Consider the following 26,883-nt stretch of genomic DNA (forward strand, 5'->3'; position numbering starts at 1 on the left):
GAATCTTATGCTGAGGACTTATGTCGAAAAGCAATTCACTGAAGCACCTGTCTTTCTCTGCGTCTCGCCGCAAGCTGTTGACTGCAGGCTCTGTGCTGGCGGCGGTTTCACTTATACCTGGCACGGGGAAGGCGGCTGGCCGGAACGCCCAGGTCAATGTTAAAGATTTCTATCAAAACGACTGGATAGCCGCGTTTAACCAGGCTTTTGCCGCGGCGGATATCGTTGAGGTACCGGCCAATGTCGTCTGTGACAGCATGAATACCGCGATTTTTATGCCGCAGGGAAAAACGCTGCGTGTGGCAGGCGGGCTGAAAGGTAACGGCAAAGGGCGGTTTGTGCTGCAGGATAGCTGCCAGATCGTCGGGGAGGGGAAAGGGCGGTTTAACAATATTACGCTGGATGTGAGGGGCTCCGATTGCACGATTAAGGGCATAGATATGAGCGGGTTTGTCAATGTGGCGCAGATTTACATTGGCGGGAAAGATAACCGGACTATGCGCAATCTGACCATCGACAATATCACGGTACATGATGCCAACTATGCCATCCTGCGGCAGGGGTTTCACAACCGGATGGAGAATGTGCGCATCACCAATGGTCACTTCAGTCATCTGCAAGGGGATGCCATCGAGTGGAACGTGGCAATCAACGACCACGACTTGCTGATTTCCGACCACGTTATCGACAACATTAACTGTACTAATGGAAAGATTAACTGGGGGATAGGCATTGGGCTGGCGGGCAGCACGTATGACAATAATTATCCCGAAGATCAGGCGGTAAAAAACTTTGTGGTGGCGAATATCACCGGCAGTAACTGTCGGCAGCTCGTTCATGTTGAGAATGGGAAGCATTTCGTTATTCGTAACGTAAAAGCGCGTAATATTAATCCAACGTTCAGCCGCACCGCAGGAATTGATAACGCGACCGTGGCGATATATGGCTGCGATAACTTTGTGATTGACGATGTGGATATGGTGAACAGCGCCGGGATGCTGATCGGTTATGGCGTGATTAAGGGCAATTATCTGTCTATTCCGCAAAACTTTAAGCTAAGCGATATTAAGCTCGATAATAGCGAACTGAGCAGCCCTTTGCGCGGTATTCAGATCTCATCCGGCAATGCCACCTCCTTTGTGGCACTGAACAACGTCACACTTAAGCACGCCTCGCTTGAGTTTCACAACAAACCTCAGCACCTTTTCATGCGCAATATCAATGTGATGCAGATTTCTACGGCGGGGCCAGCCCTGAAGCTTAACTTCGACCTCCGGAAAGACGTGCGCGGCAAGTTCATGGCCAAAGATGGCACGCTGCTGTCGCTGGCGAATATTCATGCGGTGAATGAAAGAGGGCAGAGTTCGGTCGATATCGACCGGATCGATCAGCTTCACGTGAACGGTGAAAACCTTAATTTTTCCCTCGCAAGGGCAAGCAAATAATAATGCAACCCCTTTTACGACAATTCTGAGTCAACAGAGGCTCAAATCGCGGCGTTGACATATTTCGTTGACGCTTCTATGGCGCTAGCATGAATCATTCATTTAATAAATTCATGCTGGCATCAGAGCACGAAAAGACTATAATCTGCCAACCATTTAGAGGTGGGACTAAGAATGACTAATTTAAAAGCAGTTATCCCGGTAGCCGGTTTAGGTATGCATATGCTGCCTGCAACGAAGGCGATTCCTAAAGAGATGCTGCCTATTGTTGATAAGCCGATGATCCAGTACATCGTCGACGAAATTGTTGCCGCTGGTATCAAAGAAATCGTGCTGGTAACCCACTCTTCCAAGAATGCCGTTGAAAACCACTTCGACACCTCATACGAGCTGGAAGCCCTGCTTGAGCAGCGCGTTAAGCGTCAGCTGCTGGCCGAAGTTCAGTCTATTTGCCCCCCTGGGGTCACCATCATGAACGTTCGTCAGGCCCAACCGCTGGGACTGGGGCACTCTATTCTTTGCGCTCAGCCTATCGTGGGCAACAATCCTTTTGTTGTGGTGCTGCCGGATGTTGTGCTTGATGGTGCTACCGCCGATCCGCTGCGCTATAACCTGGCGGCCATGGTGGCTCGCTTCAATGAAACGGGTCGTACCCAGGTTCTGGCAAAACATATGCCTAATGAAGACCTGTCGGCGTATTCAGTGATCACCACCAAAGAACCGCTGCAGAATGAAGGGCAGGTGAGCCGGGTGGTCGAGTTTGTTGAAAAACCTGACCAGCCGCAAACGCTGGACTCCGATCTCGCTGCCGTGGGGCGCTATGTGCTTTCGGCTGATATTTGGCCATTACTCGAAAAAACGGAGCCGGGTGCATGGGGCCGTATTCAGTTAACCGATGCCATTGCGGTACTGAATGAAACTCAGCCGGTTGAAGTGATGCAGATGACCGGCGAGAGCTATGACTGCGGTAAGAAAATGGGCTATATGCAGGCATTCGTCCAGTACGGGCTACGTAACCATAAAGAAGGCCAGAAGTTTCGCGAAAGCATCCAGAAGCTGCTAGCTAAGGCATAAGTTTCTGTTTTAAGTCGCTGTCATGGAGGAGAGCGAGGTAAACGGTGGCATGGCGTTCAGTCTTAGGCAGGCTTTGAACGTTGAGCCGCCGTTTTTGCTTTATAAATCGACAGTGAAATTCAAATTTTTCATGGGCTTATCATTTTTTGGTTGAACTGTATAGACCAAAATTTTTACTTGAGAATCTTTGCATGAAAGATGAGAATTCCCGGAATTTATCCTGAATACATTCCGAAAGACCTCTCGCGAGTTGTACAGTGGACTGGTAGCTGTTGAGCCAGGGGCGGTAGCATGGCCGATCGCCAAATGTGATATACGCAGCGATAACATATATTTGAAAAATATTATATTTCATGGTTTGCATGGAATGTAATGATAAGACTATAGAGAGACTGCTCAAGTGAAAATTCTTGTTACCGGCGGGGCGGGTTTTATTGGCTCAGCCGTTGTTCGACACATTATAAATAACACCCAGGATAGCGTAGTTAACGTCGATAAATTGACCTACGCCGGTAATCTGGAGTCTTTAGCAGACATCGCCGCTAATCAGCGTTATTACTTTGTACAGGCTGATATTTGTGATGCAGCCGAAATAGATCGGATTTTCCATGAACATCAACCAGATGCCGTCATGCATCTGGCAGCTGAAAGCCATGTAGATCGCTCTATTACCGGCCCGGCGGCATTTGTTGAAACAAACATTATTGGCACTTATGTCCTGCTGGAAGCCGCACGTCGCTACTGGTCTGAACTGGCCGGTGAGAAAAAAGCAGCGTTCCGCTTCCATCATATTTCCACTGATGAAGTGTATGGCGATCTTCCCCATCCTGATGAAGTAGGGCAGGGCGAGACATTACCCCTGTTTACTGAAACAACAGCCTATGCGCCAAGCAGCCCATATTCTGCTTCTAAAGCCTCCAGCGACCACCTGGTCCGCGCCTGGCTGCGCACCTATGGCCTGCCTACTATCGTCACTAACTGTTCTAATAATTATGGCCCATATCATTTCCCTGAGAAATTGATCCCGCTGGTTATTCTGAATGCGCTGGAAGGTAAGCCGCTGCCGATTTACGGTAAAGGCGACCAGATTCGTGACTGGCTCTACGTCGAAGACCACGCGCGCGCGCTGTATACCGTGGTGACTCAGGGTAAGATTGGTGAAACCTACAATATTGGTGGCCACAACGAGAAGCAAAACCTTGATGTGGTAGAAACTATTTGCTCTCTGCTGGATGAAATCGTTCCAAAGGAAGGCTCCTACCGCGACCAGATCGCCTATGTGGCCGATCGCCCGGGGCACGATCGCCGTTACGCGATCGATGCCGATAAAATTGGCCTGGAACTGGGCTGGAAACCACAGGAAACCTTCGAAAGTGGGATCCGGAAAACGGTGGAGTGGTATCTGGCAAATCAGAAATGGTGCCAGCGTGTGCAGGATGGCAGCTATCAACGTGAACGCTTAGGATTAGAATAATGAAAGGTATCATTCTGGCCGGAGGATCCGGCACTCGTTTGTATCCAATAACCATGGGCGTCTCTAAGCAATTACTCCCGATTTATGATAAGCCGATGATTTATTACCCGCTGTCAGTGTTAATGCTGGCGGGAATTCGCGACATCCTGATCATCACCACGCCGGAAGATCAGGACAGTTTCATTAGATTGTTGGGTGATGGTAGCGCGTTGGGCATTAACCTGACGTATGAAGTCCAGCCTACACCGGATGGCTTAGCGCAGGCATTTATTATTGGCGAGAAGTTCATCGGCAACGATTCGGTTTGCCTTGTGCTTGGCGATAATATTTTCTTTGGGCAAGGTTTTAGCCCTAAATTAAAAGCCGTGGCGCAGCGTGAAACAGGCGCAACCGTTTTTGGTTATCAGGTTATGGATCCTGAGCGCTTTGGCGTGGTCGAATTTGATGAAAACAACAAAGCTATTTCCATAGAAGAAAAACCCTCCCAGCCGAAATCTCATTGGGCGGTGACCGGGCTTTACTTCTACGATAACGCGGTCATTGAAATCGCAAAAAATGTAAAACCCTCCGAGCGCGGTGAGTTAGAAATAACCTCCGTCAACGATGAGTATCTCAAGCGCGGTCAACTGAATGTTGAGCAGCTTGGGCGTGGGTTTGCATGGTTAGACACCGGAACGCACGACAGCTTGATTGAAGCCGGTAGCTTTGTTGAAACCGTTCAGAAGAGGCAGGGCATGATGGTTGCTTGCCCAGAAGAAATTGCCTGGCGTAATGGCTGGTTAAGCGATGCAGAAATTGAGTGTCGCGGCACTCTGCTTAAGAAAAATCATTATGGCCAATATTTATTAAAGCTACTTAAATAATACTTTATATGAAAATTGAATTGATTCCATTACAGATTCACGGCGATGAACGTGGCTCTCTGGTCGCGCTTGAGACAGAGAAAAACATTCCATTTGAGATCAGACGGGTATATTACCTTTTTGATACAAAGAAAGACGTCATTCGTGGCTATCATGCGCACAAAGCACTAAAACAGGTTGCTATCGCAGTCAGGGGATCCTGTAAGTTTACGCTTGACGATGGCCATGAGAGGGTTGATGTGATATTGAATAACCCTGCTCAAGGGTTATTAATTGAATCGTTCATGTGGCGGGAAATGTCTGAATTCTCTGATGATTGTGTGTTAATGGTATTAGCCGACAGTCAATACGATGAATCAGATTATGTTCGTGATTATGAACAGTTTAAAAAAATGGCGGGCTAATGTATATCCATCCTCTAAGTGACGTTCAGAGTGAGTCTATTGGCGCCGGGACTCGAATCTGGCAATTTGCCGTTATTTTCAAAAACGCTAAAATTGGAGAGAATTGCAATATTTGTGCTAATTCTCTGATCGAGAATGATGTCATTATAGGCAATAACGTCACTGTAAAATCTGGTGTGTATATTTGGGACGGCACTCGGATAGAAGATAATGTTTTTATTGGGCCGTGTGTGGTATTTACTAATGATAAATTCCCAAGGTCAAAAATACATACGGATAAATACCCGGAAATTCGCATTAAGAGAAATGCGTCAATAGGTGCGAATGCCACCATATTGCCTGGCATTACAATCGGTGAAAATAGTATGGTTGGGGCCGGTGCGGTGGTAACAAAAGATGTTCCTGATAATGTGGTCGTGGTTGGCAATCCTGCAAAAATTATCAAAAAATTGGATTAACTAAATGATTAACTTTCTAAATCTTAAAGAAATTAATAATAAATACGAAAAAGAATTGTTAGCGGCATGCGAACGCGTTATTAAATCTGGCTGGTATATTCAGGGTGAAGAGCTTAGCGCATTTGAGTCTGAGTTCGCTGGATATTGCGGCGCAGAACATGCTATCGGCGTAGCTAATGGTTTAGATGCACTTATACTGGTTTTGCGTGCCTGGAAGGAAATGGGCAAGCTTAAAGATAATGATAAAGTGATGGTGCCGGCGAACACGTATATTGCGTCAGTGATGGCTATTACTCAAAATAATCTTGTTCCTGTTTTGGTTGAACCTGATAGTCAGACATTCAATCTTACCTATCAAGGGTTGGTGGAATCATGGGAAGAAGGAGTTAAAGCTATTGTTCCCGTCCATCTATACGGGCAAATATCGCCGATGCCTGAAATTCTAAAATTTGCTCGTGAAAAAGAACTATTGGTACTGGAAGATTCGGCTCAGGCGCACGGTGCGTCTATATCCGGGAAGAAGACCGGGACATGGGGGGATGCCGCTGGTTTCAGTTTCTACCCAGGAAAAAATTTAGGAGCACTTGGCGACGCTGGCATGATAACAACCAATGATGCAGAGCTGGCTCAGGTGGTAAAAGCGCTGCGTAATTATGGTTCTCATAAAAAATATGAGAATATTTATATTGGTTATAACAGCCGTCTCGATGAAATTCAGGCGGCTATGCTTCGCGTTAAACTGGCTTATCTCGACCATGAAACTGCACTGAGAAAGGCTATTGCGAACAAATATCTTACTCAAATTAACAATCCTTTAGTTGAGTTACCGCTCGTTGAAGCCGGTGAAGGACATGTATGGCACCTATTTGTTGTACAGACCAATAACCGTGCAGAGCTACAATCACATTTGTCCTCTCGCGGAATTCAAACGCTCATACATTACCCACTACCTCCTCATAAACAAAAGGCTTACGAGTATCTCAACCATCTCAGTCTGCCGGTGACAGAGTCTATCCATAATAGAGTGATATCCTTACCTATGGATCCGAATATGTCAGAAGAGGAGATTGCTGAAGTCATTAATGCGGTAAATGACTTTCAACTATGAAAAGACTGCTTAAAGTAACGGCTTTAAGCGGGCTGCTGACCTTGCTCAAAATGCTGATGGGTTTTGTTATCGCAAAAGTCATTGCTGTTTATACGGGGCCAACCGGAATGGCCATGTTAGGGCAAGTACAGAGCCTCATTAACAGCTTCAACGGTATTGTTAACGCCCCGGTCAGTTCCGGGGTGGTAAGGTACACAGCCGAAAAACATGCCTCCGGGTATGAAAAATGCTCTCCCTGGTGGAGAGCATCTCTGGAATGGACGATCGTCCTGTGCGCAATTCTTATCCCGGCCGGCTTTATTTTTTCCGGGGTATTATCCGAATGGCTTTTCCAGAGTACAGAGTATCGCTGGATCGTCTGCCTGACGGCGGTATGCCTGCCTTTAGCCGCAATAGGAACGCTATTCTCCTCAGTCATTAATGGTCTGGAAAACTATCGCAGATATATTGCACTGGCGATGATTTCGGTAGTGTTTTCAAGCGCAATCATGATTGCGATGATCGTGTTTTATGGCATTAAAGGGGCGTTTGTTGCCGCCGTGCTCCAGTCCTCGCTTATTGGCGTGGTAATGCTGTTTGCAAATATCAAACAGAAATGGTTTACCTTACGCTACTGGTGGGGACAGACCCATCGACAGGCTCGCAGGGATATTGGGGGCTATATATTAATGGCAGTCACCACTGCCATTACAGCCCCTGTCGCATTGATCCTGGTACGAAATATTATTATTGCCTATGACGGTTGGGAACAGGCCGGACAGTGGCAGGCCGTTTGGAAAATATCAGAAGTTTATTTGAGCGTAATTACCATTGCCTTAAGTACTTATTATCTGCCACGTCTTTCATCTCTCACAGGCGCAGATAAAATACTTTCTGAAGTAAACAAAACGGCTGCGATCGTCATTCCAGTAGCAATGATTATGGCTCTGGGTGTTTATCTTTTTCGTGATATTGTCATTTCTATTTTGTTCACCAGCGAGTTTGCATCATCACGAGAACTCTTCCTTATACAATTGGTCGGCGATGTCGTTAAGATAGGCAGTTGGCTGTATGCCTACCCAATGTTATCGCGTGGCGCAACAAAGTGGTATGTTACTACTGAGATAATTTTTGCCATTACGTTTGTACTATTGGCTCTTGTTTTTGTATCTCTGTATGGCGTGCATGGTGCGAATTTAGCGTACCTGATAAATTATATTGTCTATTTCTTATTTATGGTTGTTAATTTCAAAAGAATCGCTAAGTGAATTATAAATAGGGGTTATGCTTGTCTAGAATTACAATATATCATCCGAGCAAATATCTTGGTGGTACAGAAATTCTTTTTTCAAGAGTCATCGAACTGCTTGTGGCAAGAGGGTATCAAGAGATCAATGTTATTGATTTTGAAGATGGTATTCTTTCAACTAAGCTCAGAAATGATCGTGTTTGCTATCATGATATTACGCATTTTGATGGAAAACATGTATTGGAAGGCGCGACGCTGATAGCAAGTGCCCGAAACATAGCCAGAGTGCTCCTGGATTGTAAGGCTCATAGCATAGTAGAAATTAAACCTTTTTTCTGGCTGTTACACCCGTCAGAACTGTATTCTGGCTATTGTATTGGCAGCACGGCGTTGAAAAGAAAGGGATATCAATGTCTTCGAACATACATTCGCATATTGCCGGCTTTTAAAACATATAAAAAAATAATTCAACAGCTGGATAATAATCAAAATTTATGGATTATGGATGGAGCCTGTAAAAAAGAAAGTGAGTGGGCGTTTAATTATCAATTCCGTAAAAATATTGTGCTGCCGCTTATCACAAACCTTGAATATCAACCCCTTGATGCAGTCCCTCCAGGCGGAAGAAAGTTTCTGGTACTTAGCCGCCTTGATGATTTTAAAACGCACGGCATTTTAAAATTTATTGAAGATGTTATCGAGTATAACCGTGTAATAAGCGGCGAGAAAATAACTGTCAGTATTGCTGGTGATGGGCCGGCACGAAAAATGATGGAAGATAAATTTTTCGGAAGACAGGATATTAAGGTTGAGTTCTTGGGTTATGTCAATAATTCAGACTTATCGCAACTTTTTTGTGATGGTCATTTTTCAATGCTCTTTGCCATGGGAACGTCGGCGCTGGAGGGCATCTCCCGTGGGATACCTACAGTCTTGCTGCCATGCACGGACAAAGCTATTGAAAAACGCAATGACGTCTATAAATTTTTACATCTCAGCGATGAATTTACTTTAGGCGAATACATCAACACCCCATTTGAAAGTGACGGATACCTCACCTTCGAGCAAATTGTTCTGATTTATTATAAAAATGAATTGGATTTAGTAAGTCAAAGCTCTGTTTATTTCCAGCGTAGTTTTGGGAAAGCGATTACGCAGGACAATTTGTTGAACGTAGTGTTAAATTCCAATTCTGTGCTTGTTTCTGAATTAAAAACTTCAAAAATTTTCTCTGCCTACACTAAATTTATTTCTGGTAAGAGGCTGCGCTCAGGGGTTTAATAGTGGAATTATTAAAATGCCAATAGCTGTGCATCTGATTGAACTTGCCTATGTTTTAATGGCTGCCATATTTGCTATTATTTATTGCAGAAAAGGTTTTCCGTTTTGGGAATGTTTGTTTCTCATTCTAATAATATGTTCACCTTATTCGATATCAATAATTCCATTCCGGCAGGATACCTATGAGTCTTATGGCTTGTACAACAATAGTGGGATACTTAATTTTCTAAATTTCTATAAGATTTTAGGCTTCTCAGTATTGGATCTTTTGGCACTCTTTCTTGTCGCAAAAAATTTAAACGCCGCATTGAAAATACCGCCTTTTTTTAAGAAGTTTTACCTCGGCATCGTAGTGGTATCCATAATATCATATACGATATCATCATTTTTTATGTGGTCTCCAGAATTGGACAGCGTCGCCCGGGCGCTGTCGATACTGAAGTCCATTGTTTATATCGTCGCGATCTACTGTGTGATAGATAAAGCTTGCCAAAGTATTGGATTGAATGCTTTTTTGAGAATGCTGGCAAACATTATCTTTGTCTATTGTATCGTGAATGCAGTTCTTCTTAACTTCTTGCCGGGTTGGTATACGTGGGTCAAATATTCATTTAATTATCTTTTTCTTGATCAAACCGACCAGTTTATTGTCTTCCTGTACTGCGTAATTGCTCTGTGGGGCCCCCTTAGCCATCAGCATAGATATAAAATTTATGCGCTGATACTGGTCACTATGCTGACATTAAGCGGTGGCAAGGCAGGAATATATTCCCTGCTTGTGCTTGGTATTGCATGGATATACCAGAAAACTAAAACAAGCGCTGCTAACCTGGGAGTGCTATTTTTATTTATCATGCTTCTTTCGTGGATCATATCCTACGTAATAGGCATGTATATGTTAGATATTTCGATATACACCCGGTATTTCCAGGTTTATCAATTGTTTCTTAATTATGAAGATAATTTGTTGTTGCTTTTCTTTGGTATTGGTCCATCAAAAGCCTATATCTTCTTTGACACCCCGGTGTTTTTCGACCCTGGGGCATACATTTCAGATGAGTTAAAGTCCGACTATAAATTAGCCTTCCAGATGCCATATCTTTCATGGATTAAAAACTTTGGGCTTCTGGGTGTTTGCTTTTTATTTGCGGCAATCAATAATGTTGTTAGAATGTCTTGGGTGTTCAAAAATAACAAGCTATTCTCTTCAGCAGCGTTTTATGCATTAGGCCTTTATTTTGTTTTGGTCGGATTTATGGATTTCCCTTCATTCGGGCTAAAAACAATAATTCCAATTAGTCTTTACATGTACCTGGTCAGATATGGTATAGCGTATAGCAAAAGGAAGATTTAATGATTATTATTGATGGAATTATCTTTTCACTACAAAAATCAGGTGGGATATCGGTATATTTTGATGAACTGATACGTCGTCTGAATAAACACGATGAAAAAATTTTACACTTACTGTATGAAAATCAAAATAGTTACACTAAAAATATCAGTGTTAATAGTAAAGTAAGATTACACATCGAGCTAGAGAGATTTAGACGAGTAAAGGTTGCGGGAGGCAAGGATGACATTTTCCATTCCAGCTATTATCGGTTGCCTGATAAGAAATTCGACGGCAAGGTGATTACTACCGTTCATGATTTCACCGAGGATATTTATCCTCGGGGCATTAATTCAAAGATTCTTAATGCGCAGAAAAAATCTGCTATTTTGAATAGCGATGGCATAATTTGCATATCTGAAAATACTAAAAAAGATATGCATAAATTCATTCCAGAATCCAAAAACATTCCGACACGCGTTATCTATAACGGCGTAGGGGACTTTTCAGTGAAAAACACTGATGGCAAATATGATTCATATGTCATATTTGTGGGTGCCCGCGGAGGATATAAAAACTTCGATATGTGTGTTTCTGCACTCCAGGATCTACAGGATGTGCGGTTGGTCGTCGTTGGTGGCGGGAAGTTTACCGATGATGAACTGAAGCTCTTAGATAGCAAAATTGCGGGACGATACGCCCACGCTGGATTTATTTCTGAGCAAGAGCTTGAGAGTCTGTATCAAAATGCCCTGGCACTTGTCTACCCATCGTACTACGAGGGATTTGGTATTCCAGTGATTGAGGCAATGAAATCTGGTTGTCCCGTGATTGCATCAAAATCATCGTCAATCGTGGAAATTTCCGCCAATGCGGCAATATTATTTGAAAATATTACTGCGGAAAAAATAAAACAAGGGATTGTTGAATTTAAAAACCATGATTTTAGGATGGAAAAAATATTATCAGGTATTGATAATGCCGGGAATTACTCCTGGGATAAAATGGCATTAGAAACATTGGAATTTTACAATTGCATAAGAGGCAAAAAATGAAGGTTGCATTGATTACTGGTATCACTGGGCAGGATGGTTCTTACCTGGCGGAGTTCCTGCTGGAAAAAGGCTATGAAGTTCATGGTATTAAACGCCGCGCTTCTTCCTTCAACACCGAGCGCGTGGATCATATCTACCAGGATCCGCATGCCAATAATCCTAAATTCCATTTGCACTACGGTGATCTGACCGACACCTCCAACCTGACCCGCATTCTGTCCGAAGTGCAGCCAGATGAAGTCTATAACCTGGGCGCGATGAGCCACGTGGCGGTTTCTTTTGAGTCGCCGGAATACACCGCTGATGTGGATGCGATGGGCACCCTGCGCCTGCTGGAAGCCATTCGCTTCCTCGGCCTCGAGAAGAAAACGCGCTTCTATCAGGCTTCGACCTCCGAACTGTATGGCCTGGTGCAGGAAATCCCGCAGAAAGAGACCACGCCTTTCTACCCGCGCTCTCCGTACGCAGTCGCCAAACTTTATGCTTACTGGATCACCGTCAACTACCGTGAATCCTACGGCATGTATGCCTGTAACGGCATTCTGTTCAACCACGAATCCCCACGCCGCGGTGAGACTTTCGTCACCCGTAAAATCACCCGCGCTATCGCCAACATTGCTCAGGGCCTGGAAAAGTGCCTGTACCTCGGCAATATGGACTCCCTGCGCGACTGGGGTCACGCCAAAGACTACGTCAGAATGCAGTGGATGATGCTGCAGCAGGAACAACCGGAAGACTTCGTGATTGCCACCGGGAAACAAATTTCCGTGCGTGAATTTGTTCGTATGTCAGCGCTGGAAGCCGGTATTGAGCTCCAGTTTAGTGGTGAAGGCGTGGATGAAATTGCCACCGTGGTCAATGTGTCCGGGGATAATGCTCATGCCGTGCAGGTTGGTGATGTGATTGTGCGTGTCGACCCTCGCTATTTCCGCCCGGCAGAAGTGGAAACGCTGCTTGGCGACCCTGCCAAAGCGAAAGAAAAACTGGGCTGGGTTCCAGAAATTACCGTGGAAGAGATGTGCCAGGAGATGGTTAAAAGTGACCTTCAGAAGGCGAAGCAGCATGCCCTCTTAAAGGCTAATGGATTTGATGTTTCCATTTCACTGGAGAACTAAATCATGGCGAAAAGAATATTTGTCGCCGGGCATAACGGCATGGTGGGGTCTGCCCTGGTAAGAAAGCTAAGCCAGGAAAAAGACGTTGAAATTGTTACCAAAAGCCGTGATGAGCTCGATCTTCTTTCACAGCATGCGGTGAATGATTTTTTTGAAAATGAGAGCATCGATCAGGTTTATCTGGCGGCGGCTAAGGTTGGCGGTATTCATGCTAACAACACTTTCCCCGCAGATTTCATCTATCAGAACCTCATGATTGAAAGTAATATTATTCATGCGGCCCACTGTAATGATGTTAACAACCTGCTGTTTTTAGGTTCTAGCTGCATTTATCCCCGTGAAGTGCCTCAGCCAATGCGTGAAGATGCGCTGTTAACTGGGGTTCTGGAAAGTACGAACGAACCTTATGCGATTGCAAAAATTGCGGGCATAAAACTGTGTGAATCTTACAACCGCCAGTATGGGCGAGATTACCGCAGCGTGATGCCAACCAATCTTTATGGCTATAACGATAATTTTCATGCGGAAAACTCGCATGTTATTCCCGCTCTGATTAGACGTTTCCATACGGCTCAGGCTGAAAATGCGGAAACTGTTACCGTATGGGGAAGCGGTAATCCTAAACGTGAATTCTTGTTTGTGGATGATATGGCATCAGCTTCAATTCACGTGATGAATTTATCGGCGGAGACTTATACTAAAAACACTCTGCCTATGCTGTCGCATATTAACGTCGGGACAGGCGTTGATTGTACGATTCGCGAACTGGCGGAAACCATAGCTGAGGTTGTTGGTTTTAAAGGTGACATTATTTTTGATGCCAGCAAACCCGACGGCACTCCACGTAAACTGATGGATGTTGAGCGTCTTGCTAATATGGGATGGAAATGGTCAACCTCGCTGCGGGATGGCCTGGAGTTGACCTACAGTTGGTTCCTTAAACATCAAGATACTTTCCGAAAATAGGTATTTCCTATGTTAGATTTTGCGCAATTCCGGGCCGTGGTAGAACATACGCCACTCATATCGATAGACTTAATTGTTTATAATTCTGATGGTGAGGTTTTACTGGGGAAAAGAAATAATGCTCCTGCAAAGGATTATTATTTTGTTCCTGGTGGTAGAATCTATAAGAATGAAAAAATAGCAGATGCCTTCCATCGCGTCTGTTTATCTGAAATCGGTATGGATATTGATTTATCCGAAGCAAAGTTTTTCGGTGTGTTTGAGCACTTTTATTCAGATTCCTTTGTTAGCGAAGATGTTAATACTCACTATGTAGTACTTGCCTATGAGCTGCATCTGAATCTGAATTTAAGCGATTTACCTTTCTCGCAGCATGAAGAATACATCTTTTTAGATGTGCAATCAGCACGGCATAATGAGAAAGTACACGCTTACACCCAGCAATATTTTAACTAGAAGGTTAAGATGTCAAACATTATTCTTCCTGTAGTGATGGCCGGTGGGACAGGCAGTCGGCTATGGCCACTTTCAAGAACATTGTACCCGAAGCAATTTCTTTCGTTGACCTCAGATTTTTCTATGCTCCAGGAGACCATTACTCGTCTCGAAGGATTAGAGCATCGGGATCCGCTGATCATTTGTAATGAGGAACATCGATTTATAGTTGCAGAACAGCTTCGGCAAATTCATATGCAGCATAGCGGAATTATACTGGAGCCTGTGGGTAAAAATACTGCGCCTGCTATTGCGCTCGCTGCTCTCCATGCGGTGCAGCATCAGGATGACCCTATCTTGCTTGTTCTTGCGGCCGATCACGCGATACAGAATAATGAGGCATTTCTTTCTGTCGTTGAGAGCGCTGTTGATATGGCAGCGTGCGGTAAGCTTGTGACGTTCGGTATTGTTCCCAATAAGCCTGAAACAGGGTATGGATATATTAAGCAGGGTGCTGCTGTGTCTGATTCTGCTTTTGAGGTCGCACAGTTTGTTGAGAAGCCCGATTTAGAAACTGCACAACAATATTTGGATCAGGGAACCTATTATTGGAATAGTGGGATGTTCTTGTTCCGGGCATCGCGTTACTTGGAAGAATTAAAATTATATCGTCCGGATATTCTTGAAGCCTGTGAAAAAGCATTATCCGGGGCTTCATTAGATCTCGATTTCACTCGTCTTGAAAGCGAGTCCTTCCTTCAGTGTGCGGATGAATCCATCGACTATGCCGTGATGGAACACACCGCAGATGCGGTTGTTGTGCCGCTCGATGCCGAGTGGAACGACGTGGGCTCATGGTCTGCGTTGTGGGAAATGACCCACAAGGATGAGAGTGGCAACGCTATACGTGGCGATGTGATGACCGAGGACTCTTCCGATAGCTATTTGTATTCTCAGCATCGCTTGATAGGGGCTGTCGGGGTCAAAGATTTAGTGGTTGTTGAAACAAAAGATGCCGTCCTTGTCGCGCACAAAGACCGTGTGCAGCAGGTAAAAGGGATTGTCGACAAGCTAAAAAAACAAAGTCGACCTGAGTATCTGCAACATCGTGAAATATTCCGTCCGTGGGGAAGTCACGACACGATTGCAGAGGGAGCACGTTACCAGGTTAAACATGTCATTGTCATGCCTGGACAAATCACGGCGAAACAAGTTCATTTCCACCGCACCGAGCACTGGGTTGTCGTCAGCGGCACGGCAAGAGTGCATATGGGGGATGAAACGCGGCTTGTCGCCGAAAATGAATCAATTTATATTCCCGTTGGTACTGCTCATTCAATTGAGAATCCGGGTAAAATCCCGCTGGAAATCATTGAAGTACGCTCAGGCGCGTATTTAGGCGAAGATGATGTGGTGAGAATGTCAACTAATGGTGCAGGGTATTAAATAGCTATTTTTGCACCCTCTTAAAACTCTCAGATATCTCGTTGTCTAAAATCGGAAATTAAAATGAAAGTAAGTATTATCACCGCAACATACAATAGCGAAAAAACAATACGTGATACGCTAGAGTCCGTTGAGGCGCAGACCTATAAAGATATAGAGTATATAATCGTTGATGGTGGCTCCACAGACCAAACTTTAACGTTGGTTGATAGCGTTTCGACCAGAGTTAGCAAGTGCATATCAGAAAAAGACAAGGGTATCTATGATGCCTTAAATAAAGGCGTGCAGCTGGCATCTGGTGATATCGTTGGATTCATTCATTCGGATGATATACTGGCGCGCCCTGATATTATTGCATCGATTGTTGCTGAATTTGAACGCGCTGATGCTGACGTTGTTTACGGCGATCTGGTCTTTATCGATAGAGAGCGAACCGATAAAGTAAAAAGATACTGGGCCAGTGGTACATTTAAAAAATTCAAAATTGCGTTAGGTTGGGTGCCGCCTCATCCCTCATTTTATATGAAAAGATCCCTTTATATTGAAGATGGGGTTTTTGATATATCATTCAAAATCGCGGCAGACTACGATCAAATGCTTCGAATTTTAAAACGTGATGATGTCAAAATATCCTATCTTCCCGAGGTCATTGTAAAAATGAGACTTGGGGGCGAAAGCACTAAAATTGATAATACAGTTCTGAGCACTAAGGAAATCGCCCGGGTTATGGGGATGCATAATATAAACTGGAGAGTTGCAATGGTTTACCGCAAACTTTCTAAATTTATGCAGCTTTTTTCTAAGTCGTAATCATTAACTAAAGATCGGTTCAAGAAAAGTTTCTATGAATAAATTGACCTGTTTTAAAGCCTACGACATCCGCGGCCGCCTGGGCGACGAGCTGAACGAAGACATCGCCTGGCGCATTGGCCGCGCCTACGGTGAGTACCTGAAGCCAAACACTATCGTGCTGGGCGGCGACGTGCGTCTGACCAGCGAATCGCTGAAGCAGGCGCTGGCGCGCGGCCTGCAGGATGCGGGCGTGGATGTGCTGGATATCGGCCTGTCCGGTACCGAAGAGATTTACTTTGCCACCTGGCATCTGGACGTGGACGGCGGCATCGAAGTGACCGCCAGCCACAACCCGATGGACTACAACGGCATGAAGCTGGTGCGCCAGGGGGCACGCCCTATCAGCGGTGACACCGGCCTGCGGGACGTGCAGCGCCTGGCGGAAGCCAACGATTTCCCGCCGGTGAATGAGGCGACGCGCGGCAGCTACCGGAAAGTGTCGGTGCTGGAAGCGTATCTCGACCATCTGTTCTCCTACATCAACGTCAGCCACATCAAGCCGCTGAAGCTGGTGGTGAACTCCGGCAACGGGGCGGCGGGCCCGATTGTGGACGCCATAGAAGCCCGCTTTAAGGCGCTCAACGTGCCGCTGACGTTCGTGAAGGTGCACAACACGCCGGACGGCAACTTCCCGAACGGTATCCCTAACCCGCTGCTGCCGGAGTGCCGCGCCGATACGCGCGACGCGGTGATTGCGCACGGGGCGGATATGGGCATCGCGTTTGACGGGGACTTTGACCGCTGCTTCCTGTTCGACGAGAAAGGGCAGTTTATCGAGGGTTACTACATCGTGGGTCTTCTGGCGGCGGCGTTTCTTGAGAAACAGCCTGGGGCAAAAATCATTCACGACCCGCGGCTGTCCTGGAACACGGTTGATATCGTCGAGCGTGCGGGTGGCCAGCCGGTGATGTCGAAAACCGGGCATGCGTTTATCAAAGAGCGGATGCGCGAAGAGGATGCGATTTACGGTGGGGAGATGAGCGCCCATCACTATTTCCGCGACTTTGCCTACTGCGACAGCGGGATGATCCCGTGGCTGCTGGTGACGGAGCTGCTGTGCCTGAAGGGTAAAACGCTGGGCGAGCTGGTAGCGGACCGGATGGCAGCGTGGCCGGCCAGCGGTGAAATCAACAGCAAGCTGGAGGCGCCGGCGGAGGCGATTGAACGTGTACGCGCGCATTTCGGCCCGCATGCAGCAGAGACAGACCACACGGACGGCATCAGCATGTCGTTTGGCGACTGGCGATTCAACCTGCGGAGTTCTAACACCGAGCCGGTGGTGCGTCTGAACGTGGAGTCGCGCGGGGATGAAGCGCTGATGCAGCAAAAAACTGCTGAAGTTTTAGACTTATTGCGGCAGAAGTGATCTCTTAGCTTTCTAACTCTGTGCTCTTTAGAATGTGAGTTGCATCAAACTCTACCCAGAGTCCATAAGGTGAGTTAACATCAAAGCCACATTTCAAGCCGCGCCCCCGGCGCGGTGAGCACACCTGACAGGAGTATGTAATGTCCAAGCAGCAGATCGGCGTTGTGGGTATGGCCGTGATGGGGCGCAACCTGGCGCTGAACATCGAAAGCCGTGGTTATACCGTTTCCGTATTCAACCGCTCCCGTGAGAAGACTGAAGAAGTTGTCGCAGAGAACCCGGGCAAGAAACTGGTTCCTTACTACACCGTAAAAGAATTCGTTGAGTCCCTCGAAACACCACGTCGCATCCTGTTGATGGTGCAAGCGGGCGCGGGTACCGATGCTGCCATCGACTCCCTGAAGCCTTACCTCGATAAGGGCGACATCATCATTGATGGCGGGAACACTTTCTTCCAGGACACTATTCGTCGTAACCGTGACCTGTCTGCTGAAGGCTTTAACTTCATCGGGACCGGTGTTTCCGGCGGTGAAGAGGGCGCCCTGAAAGGCCCATCTATCATGCCTGGCGGCCAGAAAGACGCTTACGAGCTGGTTGCGCCAATCCTGACCAAAATTGCTGCGGTTGCGGAAGACGGCGAGCCTTGCGTAGCGTACATCGGCCCTGATGGCGCTGGCCACTACGTTAAAATGGTTCACAACGGCATCGAATACGGTGACATGCAGCTGATTGCAGAAGCCTATTCCCTGCTGAAGCATGGCCTGGATCTCTCCAACGAAGAGCTGGCTGAAACCTTTACCGAGTGGAACAAAGGCGAGCTGAGTAGCTACCTGATCGACATCACCAAGGACATCTTTACTAAAAAAGATGAAGAGGGTAAATATCTTGTCGATGTGATCCTGGACGAAGCGGCCAACAAAGGTACCGGGAAATGGACCAGCCAGAGCTCTCTGGATCTCGGCGAGCCGCTGTCTCTGATTACTGAATCCGTGTTCGCGCGTTATATCTCTTCCCTGAAAGAGCAGCGTGTTGCGGCCTCTAAAGTGCTGAGCGGCCCGCAGGCTAAACCGTTCTCCGGTGATAAAGCTGAGTTCAGCGAGAAAGTACGCCGTGCGCTGTATCTCGGTAAAATCGTCTCTTATGCGCAGGGCTTCTCTCAGCTGCGTGCCGCGTCCGAAGAGAACAACTGGGACCTGAACTACGGTGAGATTGCGAAGATTTTCCGCGCGGGCTGCATCATTCGTGCGCAGTTCCTGCAGAAAATCACCGACGCATACGCGGAGAACCCGGCGATTGCTAACCTGCTGCTGGCACCTTACTTCAAGAAAATTGCCGACGATTACCAGCAGGCTCTGCGCGATGTGATTTCTTACGCGGTACAGAACGGTATCCCGACGCCGACCTTCTCCGCAGCCATTGCCTACTACGACAGCTACCGTGCAGCAGTGCTGCCGGCTAACCTGATTCAGGCGCAGCGTGATTACTTCGGCGCACATACCTATAAGCGCACGGACAAAGAAGGCGTCTTCCACACCGAGTGGCTTGACTGATTCTTTTCACGTTCTGATAAAAGGCCCTTCGAGGGCCTTTTTTACATTTGAGGCCTGGTCAAATATCACACAGCTTATTTTGTGATTTTTTGGCATTCGGTCTCTGTGCTGATTTTTCAGCAAATTCCGAGCTTTTCCTTACAAATCATTAAGGTCTTTTGCCTATTATCTTTCTATACTATAAATCTGATGAATATACGAAGCTGTTCTCATTATTTTTTCAAAGGCAATTATGAATCGAGCTGACTTAAATGTGGCGAAAGAGCACACCAGCAATCAACAGGAAAATATTGATTTAATTGATCTTATTATCCAGCTTTGGCGAGGCAAAATCGCCATTGCGGCAGCAATGATTTTAGCCATCTTAATCGCTATTGTTTATCTCACTTTTGCAAAAGAAAAATGGACTTCTGAGGCGATAGTTACGCTCCCGGATACCGGTCAGATTTCGAACTACAGCAATGCCATGAGCGTTCTTAATGCCCAGTATCCAGAGACTGTGCCCTCGCTGAGCGAGATCCAACAGCGTTATTTTGGGCGATTCAACTCTGCCATTTCTGCCTTATCTGAGCAGTTGGATAATCAGCAAACGCCAGAAAAACTGACCGTAGAACCCGCCGCAAAGGATCAACCACTGCCGCTGAAGATTAGCTATGTAGCGAGTTCAGCTGAACAGGCGCAGAAAACACTGAATACTTATCTCCAGCAGATTAATAAGCGGACTGTCGCTGAGCTGGATGATGACCTTAAAACTTCCGTTGACGCAAAAATAAGCGATTTAAAAGACCTGCTCGCCACAAAAGAAAAAGTTGCGAAGGAGAAACAGCAAAAGCGTCTGGATGAGCTGAACCAGGCGCTGTTGGTGGCTCAGCAATCTAATATTACTAAGCCTGCGGTTTCACAGGCTGAAACAATGTCTGAAGATACGCTGTTTGCACTGGGGAGCGAGGCGCTTTCTTCTATGATTAAAAATGAAGCGTCCCGTCCGCTGCCTTTAGATAACTCATATTTTAACGCCCGTCAGTCGCTCCTTGCGGTAAGTGAATTAAAATCGACGCCGGAAACGACCTATGCGTTTCGGTATGTCATGAAGCCAACTTTGCCGGTGCGTAAAGACAGCCCGAAAAAAGGCCTGACGTTGGTGCTTGCCGCCTTGTTGGGCATTATTGTCGGCTCGGGCTATGTCCTGGGGCGCAACGCGCTGCGTAACTATAAATCAGCAGCCTAAGCTTGCTAAAAAAACAGAAGGCCGCATTAGCGGCCTTTTTTACGTCCGTGCCCGCGCTTATTTATGCCGGGCCCGTAAATTCTCAATTACCGTACTCAAGTCCAAATCCTGATCCTGCAGCAGCACCAGCAGGTGATACATCAAATCAGAGGCTTCGTTGGTCAGTTCGTGACGATCGTTCACGGTTGCTGCCAGCGCGGTTTCCACGCCTTCTTCACCGACTTTCTGCGCAATACGCTTGGTGCCGCTGGCGTACAGTTTGGCGGTATAGGAGCTGGCCGGATCGGCAGTTTTACGCGAGGCCAGCAGTTGCTCAAGCTCAAACAGGAAATGCCAGTCGTGATGAGCCTCCCCGAAGCAGCTTGAGGTGCCGAGGTGGCAGGTTGGGCCAATGGGGTTCACCAGCACCAGCAGCGTGTCGTTATCGCAGTCTGGGGCAATACGCACTACGTTCAGGAAATGGCCAGAGGTTTCACCTTTCGTCCACAGGCGTTGTTTGGTGCGTGAGAAAAAGGTTACTTTGCCGCTTTCCTGGGTTTTCGCCAGCGCATCCTGGTTCATATAGCCGAGCATCAGGACTTCACCGGATACCGCGTGCTGAACGATAACCGGCATCAGGCCATCGGTTTTTTCCCAGTCCAGCTGGGCTAGCTGTTGTTCTGTTAACACACTCGAATCTCCACGCCTTGCTGAACCAGAAACGCCTTCAGTTCACCAATATTGATAATTTGCTTATGGAACACGGAAGCCGCCAGAGCGCCGTCAACGTCTGCATCGCGGAAGGCTTCATGGAAGTGTTCCATCGTGCCTGCGCCACCGGAGGCAATAAGCGGCACGTGACAGACGTCCCGCACTTTCTTCAGCTGCGTCAGGTCGTAGCCGTTACGTACGCCATCCTGGTTCATCATATTCAGGACGATTTCACCGGCACCGCGCTTTTGCACTTCCTGTACCCAATCCAGCGTTTCCCACGTCGTCACGCGGGTGCGGCTTTCATCCCCGGTGTACTGATTCACGTGGTATTTGCCTGTTTCAGCGTCAAACCAGGTATCAATGCCGACCACGATGCACTGCACGCCAAAGCGATCCGCCAGGCGAGTAATAAGCTCAGGATCTGCCAGCGCAGGGGAGTTAATGGAAATCTTATCCGCCCCGAACGACAGGATCTGCGCGGCATCCTCCACGGATTTAATCCCGCCCGCCACGCAGAAAGGAATATCGATCACTTCTGCAACGCGGGTCACCCAGCTTTTGTCCACCACGCGGCCATCGCTTGAGGCGGTGATATCGTAGAAGACCAGTTCGTCTGCGCCTTCCTGGGCATAGCGCTGCGCCAGCGGCACGATGTCGCCGATGATTTCGTGATTGCGGAACTGAACGCCTTTCACCACCTGGCCGTCACGCACGTCCAGACAAGGGATTATCCGTTTTGCCAGCATGAAATGGCCTCCTTCACGTTAAATTTACCTTCCAGAAGCGCGCGCCCAACAATCACGCCTTTCACGCCGCTGCCGCGTAGGGCGGCAATATCATCTAACCCGCCAATGCCGCCGGAAGCCTGAAACGCAACCTGCGGAAAGCGCGCGCACACTTCCTGATAAAGCTCTACGTTTGAGCCTGCCAGCGTGCCATCGCGGGAAATGTCGGTGCACAGCACATGCTTCAGGCCAAACGGCAGGAATGCTTCGACGAGCTGTTCCAGCGTGGTGCCGGAGGTTTCCTGCCAGCCGCTCACCGCGACCTGCTTGTTGCCTTCGCCATCAATGCGCACGTCCAGCGCCAGCACTAAAGCATCCGCCCCAAAGCGTTTAAACCAGCTTTGTACCAGCGCCGGGGATTTCACGGCGGTGGAGCCAACAACAACGCGAGCGGCACCGGCTTCCAGCAGGGCTTCAACGTCCTGCTCTATACGCACACCGCCGCCAACCTGAACCGGCACGCTCACGCCAGCCAGCAGCTTTTGCAGCAGTGGAATTTGGCGAGCTGCCGGATCTTTAGCCCCGGTCAGGTCAACGAGGTGAAGCACTTCTGCACCCTGAGCCTGATAGTCCTGTAAACGCGGAAGCGGATCGCTGCCGTAGTCGCGCTGCTGGCCGTAATCTCCCTGATGGAGACGCACCACGTTGCCGTCAATTAAATCAAGAGCCGGAATGATCATCGTCTACATCTCCAGAAAGTTTTTCAGCAGCTGAGCCCCGGCCGCACCGGAACGTTCCGGGTGGAACTGAACGCCCCAGAAATTATCTTTTTGCACCGCCGCGGTGAAGGCTTCGCCGTAGTTTGCCTGGGCGATGGTGTTTTCGCAGACCGGCATCGCGTAGCTGTGAACAAAGTAGAAATACGCCCCGTCCTCAATGCCGCGAAACAGGCGATCGCCTGCCTTTGGGTAGACACGGTTCCAGCCCATGTGCGGCAGCGGCAGGCCGAAGTCTTTCATCTGCAGCGCCGGCTGGTCGATAATGCCCAGCATCTCAACGCCGTGGCTTTCGTCACTGCGGCTGCCGAGAAGCTGCATTCCCAGGCAAATACCCAGCACGGGCTGGGTGCAGGCTTTAATCAACTCCACCAGGTCGCGCTCGATGATTTGGTTCATGGCCGCCTGTGCGGTACCTACGCCCGGTAGAAAAAGCTTATCTGCGCGCAGTACCACGTCCGGGTCACGGCTGACCAGCGGCTCATAGCCGTGGCGCTGAATGGCCGATTTTACCGAATGCAGGTTGGCGCAGCCCGTATCGAGGATCACCACGTTCATTACAGGACTCCTTTCGAGGAGGGAAGCGTGTCGCCCTCTACGCGAATTGCCTGGCGCAGGGTGCGGCCAAAGACTTTAAACAGGCTCTCCACGCGGTGGTGATCGTTCTTGCCTTTGGTCTTCAGGTGCAGCGTCACGCCCATGGTGTAAGAGAGCGAGCGGAAGAAGTGCTCCACCATCTCGGTGCTGAGATCGCCCACGCGCTGGTAGTTGAACTCGGCTTTATATTCGAGGTGCGGGCGGCCGGAGATATCCAGCGCGCAGCGGGCGAGGCATTCGTCCATCGGCAGCACAAAGCCAAAGCGGGTGATGCCCCGCTTGTCGCCGAGCGCCAGCTTCAGCGCTTCGCCCAGCGCCAGGCCGGTATCTTCCACGGTGTGGTGATCGTCGATGTATAAATCGCCTTTCACCGCGATCTCCATGCGGAAGCCGCCGTGGGTGCAGATCTGGTCCAGCATGTGGTCGAAGAAACCCACGCCGGTAGCAATCTTGCTGCCGCCTTCACGATCCAGCCACACCTTCACGTCAATCTGCGTTTCTTTGGTGTTGCGCTCAACGTGGGCGTAGCGATCGCGCTTAGTGAGTTTCTCGGCGATTTGCTTCCAGTCCAGGCCATCGCTGTTGTAGCGCAGGCCCTGAATGCCCATGTTCTCGGCCAGCTCAACGTCCGTGGCGCGGTCGCCAATAACATAGCTGTTGGCTTTGTCCAGCACGCCGTCCTGCAGGTAGCCGGTGACCAGCGCCAGCTTTGGCTTACGGCAGTCGCAGTTGTCCGCCGGCAGGTGAGGGCAAATCAGTACCTCATCAAAAATAACATCCTGTGAGGTCAGCACCTGCATCATCAGGTTGTGCGGGCCGTCGAAATCGGCCTGTGGGAAGCTGGTGGTCCCCAGGCCGTCCTGGTTGGTGATCATCACCAGGCGATAACCCGCCTTTTGCAGCTGCAGCAGAGCCGGGATAACGGCCGGTTCGAAGGCGAGTTTATCCATGCGGTCGACCTGATAATCGCTCGGTGGTTCGGAAATCAGGGTCCCGTCGCGGTCAATAAAAAGTACTTTCTGGCTCATTTGCTCTCCGTGGCCTGCAGGCCGGGTTGCTGACGCAGCGCCTCAATGGCGCGCTGGCACTCTTCGCGCGTGCCGATGCTGATGCGCAGGCAGCCGCTTAACGTCGGTTGTTTATTCTGGTCACGTAAGATAATGCCCTGATCCCACAGCGATTTAAAGACCGCGCTGGAGGCGGTAATTTTGGCAATGATGTAGTTGGTTTCACTGTCGAAAACCTGCTCAACGCAAGGTACGCTTTTCAGCTCATTAATCAGGTACTGGCGATTAAGCAGCACGTCGGCCACGCGCTCACGCATTGCGTTAATGCCCTGCGGGCTAAGCGCCTGGGCGGCGATGTCGGCCACCGGCGTAGAAAGCGGGTAAGGGGCGATGACTTTTAGCAGCAGATTAATCACTTCTTCATTCGCCAGCGTAAAGCCGCAGCGCAGGCCGGCCAGGGCAAACGCCTTAGAGAGCGTCCGCAGCACGACCAGGTTCGGATATTCGTCGAGCCAGCCCGCCAGCGTCGCCTGAGGGCAAAACTCAATATAGGCTTCATCGGCAACGACTAATGCTTTGCCACGGGTCATTTCCAGCAGTACACGCAAATCCTGCGGGTTAATCAGCTGGCCAGTTGGGTTGTTTGGGCTGCAAACATAAACGACTTTTACGCCGTCGAGGTTTTCTGCAATCGCCGGCAGATCCAGCTGCCAGTTATCCAGCGTGGCTACCGTGCGGCACTCCACGCCAAAAGTCTCTGCGCTGACGGTGTACATGCCGTAGGTCGGCGGGCAATAGAGAATGGCATCTTTGCCCGGTTCGCAAAACGCGCGAATCAGCAGCTCAATACCTTCATCCGCGCCGCGGCTCACCAAAACCTGCTCAGGCTTCACGCCTGCGTAGCTGGCATAGTTGGCGATGACCTGTTTGGGCTGGCATTCCGGGTAGCGGTTCAGCGTCTGCGCGGTTAACTGGAACTCTACCGGCGTCGGGTATTCGTTGGCGTTCAGCCAGACGTCGCCGTGCCCGCCCAGGCGACGGGCGGACTGATAAGGGGTCAGGGCGCGAACGTTGGCGCGGGCTAACTCTTCGATGCTCATGCTTGCTCCTTCAGGGCGGCGACGCGTAGGGTAACGGCGTTTTTGTGGGCGGTCAGTTGTTCGGCGGCGGCCAGGGTTTCAATGGTTTTTGCCAGAGAAGCAAACCCTTGTGCTGACAGCTCCTGCACGGTCATGCGCTTCTGGAAATCCGCCAGCCCGAGGCTTGAGCAGGTGGCGGTGTAACCGTAGGTCGGCAGCACGTGATTCGTTCCTGAGGCATAATCCCCGGCGGATTCCGGCGACCAGTCGCCCAGAAATACCGAGCCCGCGCTGGTAATATCATCCACCAGCTCACGGGCGTTGCGCGTCTGAATGATCAGGTGCTCCGGGCCGTATTGATTCGAGATCTCAATGCACTGCGCTAAATCACGGGCAATGATTAAACGGCTGCTTTCCAGCGCCTTGCGGGCGGTTTCTGCGCGCGGCAGGGCGGCAAGCTGGCGCTCGACAGCATCGGCTACGGCCTGGGCCATGGCGCTGTCCGGGGTCAACAGAACGACCTGAGAATCCGGGCCGTGTTCTGCCTGAGAAAGCAGGTCGGAGGCCACGAAATCAGGCGTGGCACCGCTGTCGGCGATCACCAGTACTTCCGACGGGCCCGCAGGCATATCAATGGCCGCGCCGTCGAGGCGCTGGCTGACCTGGCGCTTCGCTTCGGTAACGAAGGCGTTGCCTGGCCCAAAAATCTTGTCCACTTTAGGAATGCTTTCTGTGCCTAGCGCCAGCGCGGCAATAGCCTGGGCGCCACCGACCTGAAACACGTCCTGTACGCCGCAGAGCCGTGCGGCATAGAGGATCTCATCGGCAATCGGCGGCGGGGAGCAAAGCACCACTTTTTTGCATCCGGCGATGCGGGCAGGCGTGGCCAGCATCAGCACGGTCGAGAAGAGTGGCGCAGAGCCGCCGGGAATGTACAGGCCCACGGAGGCTACAGGGCGGGTTACCTGCTGGCAGCGTACGCCGGGCATGGTTTCCACATCCACCGGCGCAAGCTGCTGCGCGAGGTGGAATTTTTCGATGTTAGCAACGGCCACGGCCATCGCCTCTTTAATCTCGCTGCCGAGTCTCGCGACGGCTTCATCGATTTGCTGCTGAGTGACCTGCAGCTGCTTCACTTCAGTTTTATCGAACTTCGCGCTGTATTCACGCAGGGCGGCATCGCCGTTGCTTTTAACGTTGTTCAGGATTTCCGCCACGGTGCGGGTTATGCTGTCCGAAGCGGAGATAGCAGGGCGCATCAGCAGCGAGCGGCGAGCGGCTTCGTCGCAGTCGTTCCAGTTAATCAGCGTGTTGAAGTTGCTCAT

The 26,883-nt window shown here is 49.0% G+C and carries 26 protein-coding genes; 19 read left to right on the forward strand and 7 right to left on the reverse strand.

The annotated features are described in order from the left end of the window. The first annotated feature begins 20 nt into the window (after window positions 1-20). From wcaM to wzzB, 19 genes are all read left to right on the forward strand, one after another. Window positions 21-1,445 (forward strand): colanic acid biosynthesis protein WcaM, encoded by a 1,425-nt coding sequence (gene wcaM / locus F3J29_RS02990; RefSeq protein ID WP_166862881.1) that lies wholly within the window; start codon window positions 21-23, stop codon window positions 1,443-1,445. Between the two features lie 174 nt (window positions 1,446-1,619). Continuing rightward, on the forward strand, window positions 1,620-2,519 hold the full coding sequence (gene galF / locus F3J29_RS02995; protein ID WP_039304633.1) for a UTP--glucose-1-phosphate uridylyltransferase GalF: 900 nt from the start codon (window positions 1,620-1,622) through the stop codon (window positions 2,517-2,519). A gap of 400 nt (window positions 2,520-2,919) precedes the next feature. Next, the gene (gene rfbB / locus F3J29_RS03000; RefSeq protein WP_166862883.1) at window positions 2,920-3,993 is read left to right on the forward strand and encodes a dTDP-glucose 4,6-dehydratase; all 1,074 of its coding nucleotides are present in this window, start codon (window positions 2,920-2,922) and stop codon (window positions 3,991-3,993) included. After that, window positions 3,993-4,856 carry a glucose-1-phosphate thymidylyltransferase RfbA gene (gene rfbA, locus F3J29_RS03005; RefSeq protein ID WP_166862885.1) on the forward strand — a complete coding sequence of 288 codons (864 nt, stop codon included), beginning with the start codon at window positions 3,993-3,995 and terminating at the stop codon, window positions 4,854-4,856. Before rfbB ends, rfbA begins: the two co-directional genes overlap by 1 nt. Window positions 4,857-4,864: 8 nt before the next feature. Then, window positions 4,865-5,260 (forward strand): sugar 3,4-ketoisomerase, encoded by a 396-nt coding sequence (locus F3J29_RS03010; protein WP_166862887.1) that lies wholly within the window; start codon window positions 4,865-4,867, stop codon window positions 5,258-5,260. Then, complete coding sequence (locus F3J29_RS03015) at window positions 5,260-5,718, forward strand: acyltransferase (protein WP_166862889.1); 459 nt, start codon at window positions 5,260-5,262, stop codon at window positions 5,716-5,718. The genes F3J29_RS03010 and F3J29_RS03015 overlap by 1 nt, the downstream gene beginning before the upstream one ends. 4 nt (window positions 5,719-5,722) lie before the next feature. After that, entirely contained in the window at window positions 5,723-6,826 is a 1,104-nt protein-coding gene (locus F3J29_RS03020) for a DegT/DnrJ/EryC1/StrS family aminotransferase (protein ID WP_166862891.1), read from the forward strand. Beyond that, window positions 6,823-8,073: an O-antigen translocase gene (locus F3J29_RS03025; protein WP_166862893.1), complete on the forward strand. Its 1,251-nt coding sequence runs from the start codon at window positions 6,823-6,825 to the stop codon at window positions 8,071-8,073. Before F3J29_RS03020 ends, F3J29_RS03025 begins: the two co-directional genes overlap by 4 nt. A gap of 20 nt (window positions 8,074-8,093) precedes the next feature. Next, window positions 8,094-9,335 carry a glycosyltransferase family protein gene (locus F3J29_RS03030; RefSeq protein ID WP_166862895.1) on the forward strand — a complete coding sequence of 414 codons (1,242 nt, stop codon included), beginning with the start codon at window positions 8,094-8,096 and terminating at the stop codon, window positions 9,333-9,335. A 16-nt stretch (window positions 9,336-9,351) separates the two neighbouring features. Then, window positions 9,352-10,689: a hypothetical protein gene (locus F3J29_RS03035; protein WP_166862897.1), complete on the forward strand. Its 1,338-nt coding sequence runs from the start codon at window positions 9,352-9,354 to the stop codon at window positions 10,687-10,689. After that, window positions 10,689-11,723 (forward strand): glycosyltransferase family 4 protein, encoded by a 1,035-nt coding sequence (locus tag F3J29_RS03040; RefSeq protein WP_166862899.1) that lies wholly within the window; start codon window positions 10,689-10,691, stop codon window positions 11,721-11,723. Before F3J29_RS03035 ends, F3J29_RS03040 begins: the two co-directional genes overlap by 1 nt. Then, window positions 11,720-12,838, forward strand: a complete 1,119-nt coding sequence (gene gmd / locus F3J29_RS03045) for a GDP-mannose 4,6-dehydratase (RefSeq protein ID WP_166862901.1) — start codon at window positions 11,720-11,722, stop codon at window positions 12,836-12,838. The genes F3J29_RS03040 and gmd overlap by 4 nt, the downstream gene beginning before the upstream one ends. 3 nt (window positions 12,839-12,841) lie before the next feature. Then, complete coding sequence (gene fcl, locus F3J29_RS03050; protein WP_205246629.1) at window positions 12,842-13,804, forward strand: GDP-L-fucose synthase; 963 nt, start codon at window positions 12,842-12,844, stop codon at window positions 13,802-13,804. A gap of 9 nt (window positions 13,805-13,813) precedes the next feature. Further along, the gene (locus F3J29_RS03055; protein ID WP_166862903.1) at window positions 13,814-14,260 is read left to right on the forward strand and encodes a GDP-mannose mannosyl hydrolase; all 447 of its coding nucleotides are present in this window, start codon (window positions 13,814-13,816) and stop codon (window positions 14,258-14,260) included. An 18-nt stretch (window positions 14,261-14,278) separates the two neighbouring features. After that, the gene (locus F3J29_RS03060) at window positions 14,279-15,685 is read left to right on the forward strand and encodes a mannose-1-phosphate guanylyltransferase/mannose-6-phosphate isomerase (RefSeq protein ID WP_353620541.1); all 1,407 of its coding nucleotides are present in this window, start codon (window positions 14,279-14,281) and stop codon (window positions 15,683-15,685) included. A gap of 63 nt (window positions 15,686-15,748) precedes the next feature. Then, complete coding sequence (locus tag F3J29_RS03065) at window positions 15,749-16,495, forward strand: glycosyltransferase family 2 protein (RefSeq protein ID WP_166862907.1); 747 nt, start codon at window positions 15,749-15,751, stop codon at window positions 16,493-16,495. Between the two features lie 34 nt (window positions 16,496-16,529). Then, complete coding sequence (cpsG, locus tag F3J29_RS03070) at window positions 16,530-17,903, forward strand: phosphomannomutase CpsG (protein ID WP_166862909.1); 1,374 nt, start codon at window positions 16,530-16,532, stop codon at window positions 17,901-17,903. A gap of 140 nt (window positions 17,904-18,043) precedes the next feature. Then, the gene (gene gnd, locus F3J29_RS03075) at window positions 18,044-19,453 is read left to right on the forward strand and encodes an NADP-dependent phosphogluconate dehydrogenase (protein ID WP_166862911.1); all 1,410 of its coding nucleotides are present in this window, start codon (window positions 18,044-18,046) and stop codon (window positions 19,451-19,453) included. A gap of 232 nt (window positions 19,454-19,685) precedes the next feature. Continuing rightward, entirely contained in the window at window positions 19,686-20,681 is a 996-nt protein-coding gene (wzzB, locus tag F3J29_RS03080; RefSeq protein ID WP_166862913.1) for an LPS O-antigen chain length determinant protein WzzB, read from the forward strand. A 57-nt stretch (window positions 20,682-20,738) separates the two neighbouring features. On the opposite strand, the gene hisIE is transcribed toward wzzB, so the two are convergent. Genes hisIE through hisD form a run of 7 tightly spaced genes read right to left on the reverse strand, consistent with a single transcriptional unit; the run spans window position 20,739 to window position 26,883 of the window. After that, complete coding sequence (gene hisIE, locus F3J29_RS03085) at window positions 20,739-21,350, reverse strand: bifunctional phosphoribosyl-AMP cyclohydrolase/phosphoribosyl-ATP diphosphatase HisIE (protein WP_166862915.1); 612 nt, start codon at window positions 21,348-21,350, stop codon at window positions 20,739-20,741. Then, window positions 21,344-22,120 (reverse strand): imidazole glycerol phosphate synthase subunit HisF, encoded by a 777-nt coding sequence (gene hisF / locus F3J29_RS03090; protein WP_166862917.1) that lies wholly within the window; start codon window positions 22,118-22,120, stop codon window positions 21,344-21,346. The genes hisIE and hisF overlap by 7 nt, the downstream gene beginning before the upstream one ends. Then, window positions 22,102-22,839, reverse strand: a complete 738-nt coding sequence (gene hisA, locus F3J29_RS03095) for a 1-(5-phosphoribosyl)-5-[(5-phosphoribosylamino)methylideneamino]imidazole-4-carboxamide isomerase (protein ID WP_166862919.1) — start codon at window positions 22,837-22,839, stop codon at window positions 22,102-22,104. Before hisA ends, hisF begins: the two co-directional genes overlap by 19 nt. Window positions 22,840-22,842: 3 nt before the next feature. Next, entirely contained in the window at window positions 22,843-23,433 is a 591-nt protein-coding gene (hisH, locus tag F3J29_RS03100; protein WP_166862921.1) for an imidazole glycerol phosphate synthase subunit HisH, read from the reverse strand. Continuing rightward, window positions 23,433-24,500: a bifunctional histidinol-phosphatase/imidazoleglycerol-phosphate dehydratase HisB gene (hisB, locus tag F3J29_RS03105; RefSeq protein WP_166862923.1), complete on the reverse strand. Its 1,068-nt coding sequence runs from the start codon at window positions 24,498-24,500 to the stop codon at window positions 23,433-23,435. The genes hisH and hisB overlap by 1 nt, the downstream gene beginning before the upstream one ends. Next, a complete protein-coding gene (hisC, locus tag F3J29_RS03110) occupies window positions 24,497-25,579 on the reverse strand; it encodes a histidinol-phosphate transaminase (RefSeq protein ID WP_166862925.1) in 1,083 nt (360 codons plus the stop codon). The genes hisB and hisC overlap by 4 nt, the downstream gene beginning before the upstream one ends. After that, entirely contained in the window at window positions 25,576-26,883 is a 1,308-nt protein-coding gene (gene hisD / locus F3J29_RS03115) for a histidinol dehydrogenase (RefSeq protein WP_166862927.1), read from the reverse strand. The genes hisC and hisD overlap by 4 nt, the downstream gene beginning before the upstream one ends.

This window comes from Enterobacter sp. Cy-643, from assembly GCF_011752815.1.
In the GTDB taxonomy this organism is placed as follows: Bacteria; Pseudomonadota; Gammaproteobacteria; order Enterobacterales; family Enterobacteriaceae; genus Cedecea.

What these genes read in the sequence shown, in the direction of transcription:
- hisA (WP_166862919.1), bottom strand. Translation starts at nt 22,839, where the DNA reads ATGATCATTCCGGCTCTTGATTTAATTGACGGCAACGTGGTGCGTCTC.
- F3J29_RS03055 (WP_166862903.1), top strand. Translation starts at nt 13,814, where the DNA reads ATGTTAGATTTTGCGCAATTCCGGGCCGTGGTAGAACATACGCCACTC.
- galF (WP_039304633.1), top strand. Translation starts at nt 1,620, where the DNA reads ATGACTAATTTAAAAGCAGTTATCCCGGTAGCCGGTTTAGGTATGCAT.
- gnd (WP_166862911.1), top strand. Translation starts at nt 18,044, where the DNA reads ATGTCCAAGCAGCAGATCGGCGTTGTGGGTATGGCCGTGATGGGGCGC.
- F3J29_RS03040 (WP_166862899.1), top strand. Translation starts at nt 10,689, where the DNA reads ATGATTATTATTGATGGAATTATCTTTTCACTACAAAAATCAGGTGGG.
- F3J29_RS03020 (WP_166862891.1), top strand. Translation starts at nt 5,723, where the DNA reads ATGATTAACTTTCTAAATCTTAAAGAAATTAATAATAAATACGAAAAA.
- hisB (WP_166862923.1), bottom strand. Translation starts at nt 24,500, where the DNA reads ATGAGCCAGAAAGTACTTTTTATTGACCGCGACGGGACCCTGATTTCC.
- hisD (WP_166862927.1), bottom strand. Translation starts at nt 26,883, where the DNA reads ATGAGCAACTTCAACACGCTGATTAACTGGAACGACTGCGACGAAGCC.
- F3J29_RS03015 (WP_166862889.1), top strand. Translation starts at nt 5,260, where the DNA reads ATGTATATCCATCCTCTAAGTGACGTTCAGAGTGAGTCTATTGGCGCC.
- F3J29_RS03025 (WP_166862893.1), top strand. Translation starts at nt 6,823, where the DNA reads ATGAAAAGACTGCTTAAAGTAACGGCTTTAAGCGGGCTGCTGACCTTG.
- gmd (WP_166862901.1), top strand. Translation starts at nt 11,720, where the DNA reads ATGAAGGTTGCATTGATTACTGGTATCACTGGGCAGGATGGTTCTTAC.
- hisH (WP_166862921.1), bottom strand. Translation starts at nt 23,433, where the DNA reads ATGAACGTGGTGATCCTCGATACGGGCTGCGCCAACCTGCATTCGGTA.
- F3J29_RS03035 (WP_166862897.1), top strand. Translation starts at nt 9,352, where the DNA reads ATGCCAATAGCTGTGCATCTGATTGAACTTGCCTATGTTTTAATGGCT.
- fcl (WP_205246629.1), top strand. Translation starts at nt 12,842, where the DNA reads ATGGCGAAAAGAATATTTGTCGCCGGGCATAACGGCATGGTGGGGTCT.
- rfbA (WP_166862885.1), top strand. Translation starts at nt 3,993, where the DNA reads ATGAAAGGTATCATTCTGGCCGGAGGATCCGGCACTCGTTTGTATCCA.
- F3J29_RS03065 (WP_166862907.1), top strand. Translation starts at nt 15,749, where the DNA reads ATGAAAGTAAGTATTATCACCGCAACATACAATAGCGAAAAAACAATA.
- wzzB (WP_166862913.1), top strand. Translation starts at nt 19,686, where the DNA reads ATGAATCGAGCTGACTTAAATGTGGCGAAAGAGCACACCAGCAATCAA.
- F3J29_RS03010 (WP_166862887.1), top strand. Translation starts at nt 4,865, where the DNA reads ATGAAAATTGAATTGATTCCATTACAGATTCACGGCGATGAACGTGGC.
- hisF (WP_166862917.1), bottom strand. Translation starts at nt 22,120, where the DNA reads ATGCTGGCAAAACGGATAATCCCTTGTCTGGACGTGCGTGACGGCCAG.
- cpsG (WP_166862909.1), top strand. Translation starts at nt 16,530, where the DNA reads ATGAATAAATTGACCTGTTTTAAAGCCTACGACATCCGCGGCCGCCTG.
- wcaM (WP_166862881.1), top strand. Translation starts at nt 21, where the DNA reads ATGTCGAAAAGCAATTCACTGAAGCACCTGTCTTTCTCTGCGTCTCGC.
- hisC (WP_166862925.1), bottom strand. Translation starts at nt 25,579, where the DNA reads ATGAGCATCGAAGAGTTAGCCCGCGCCAACGTTCGCGCCCTGACCCCT.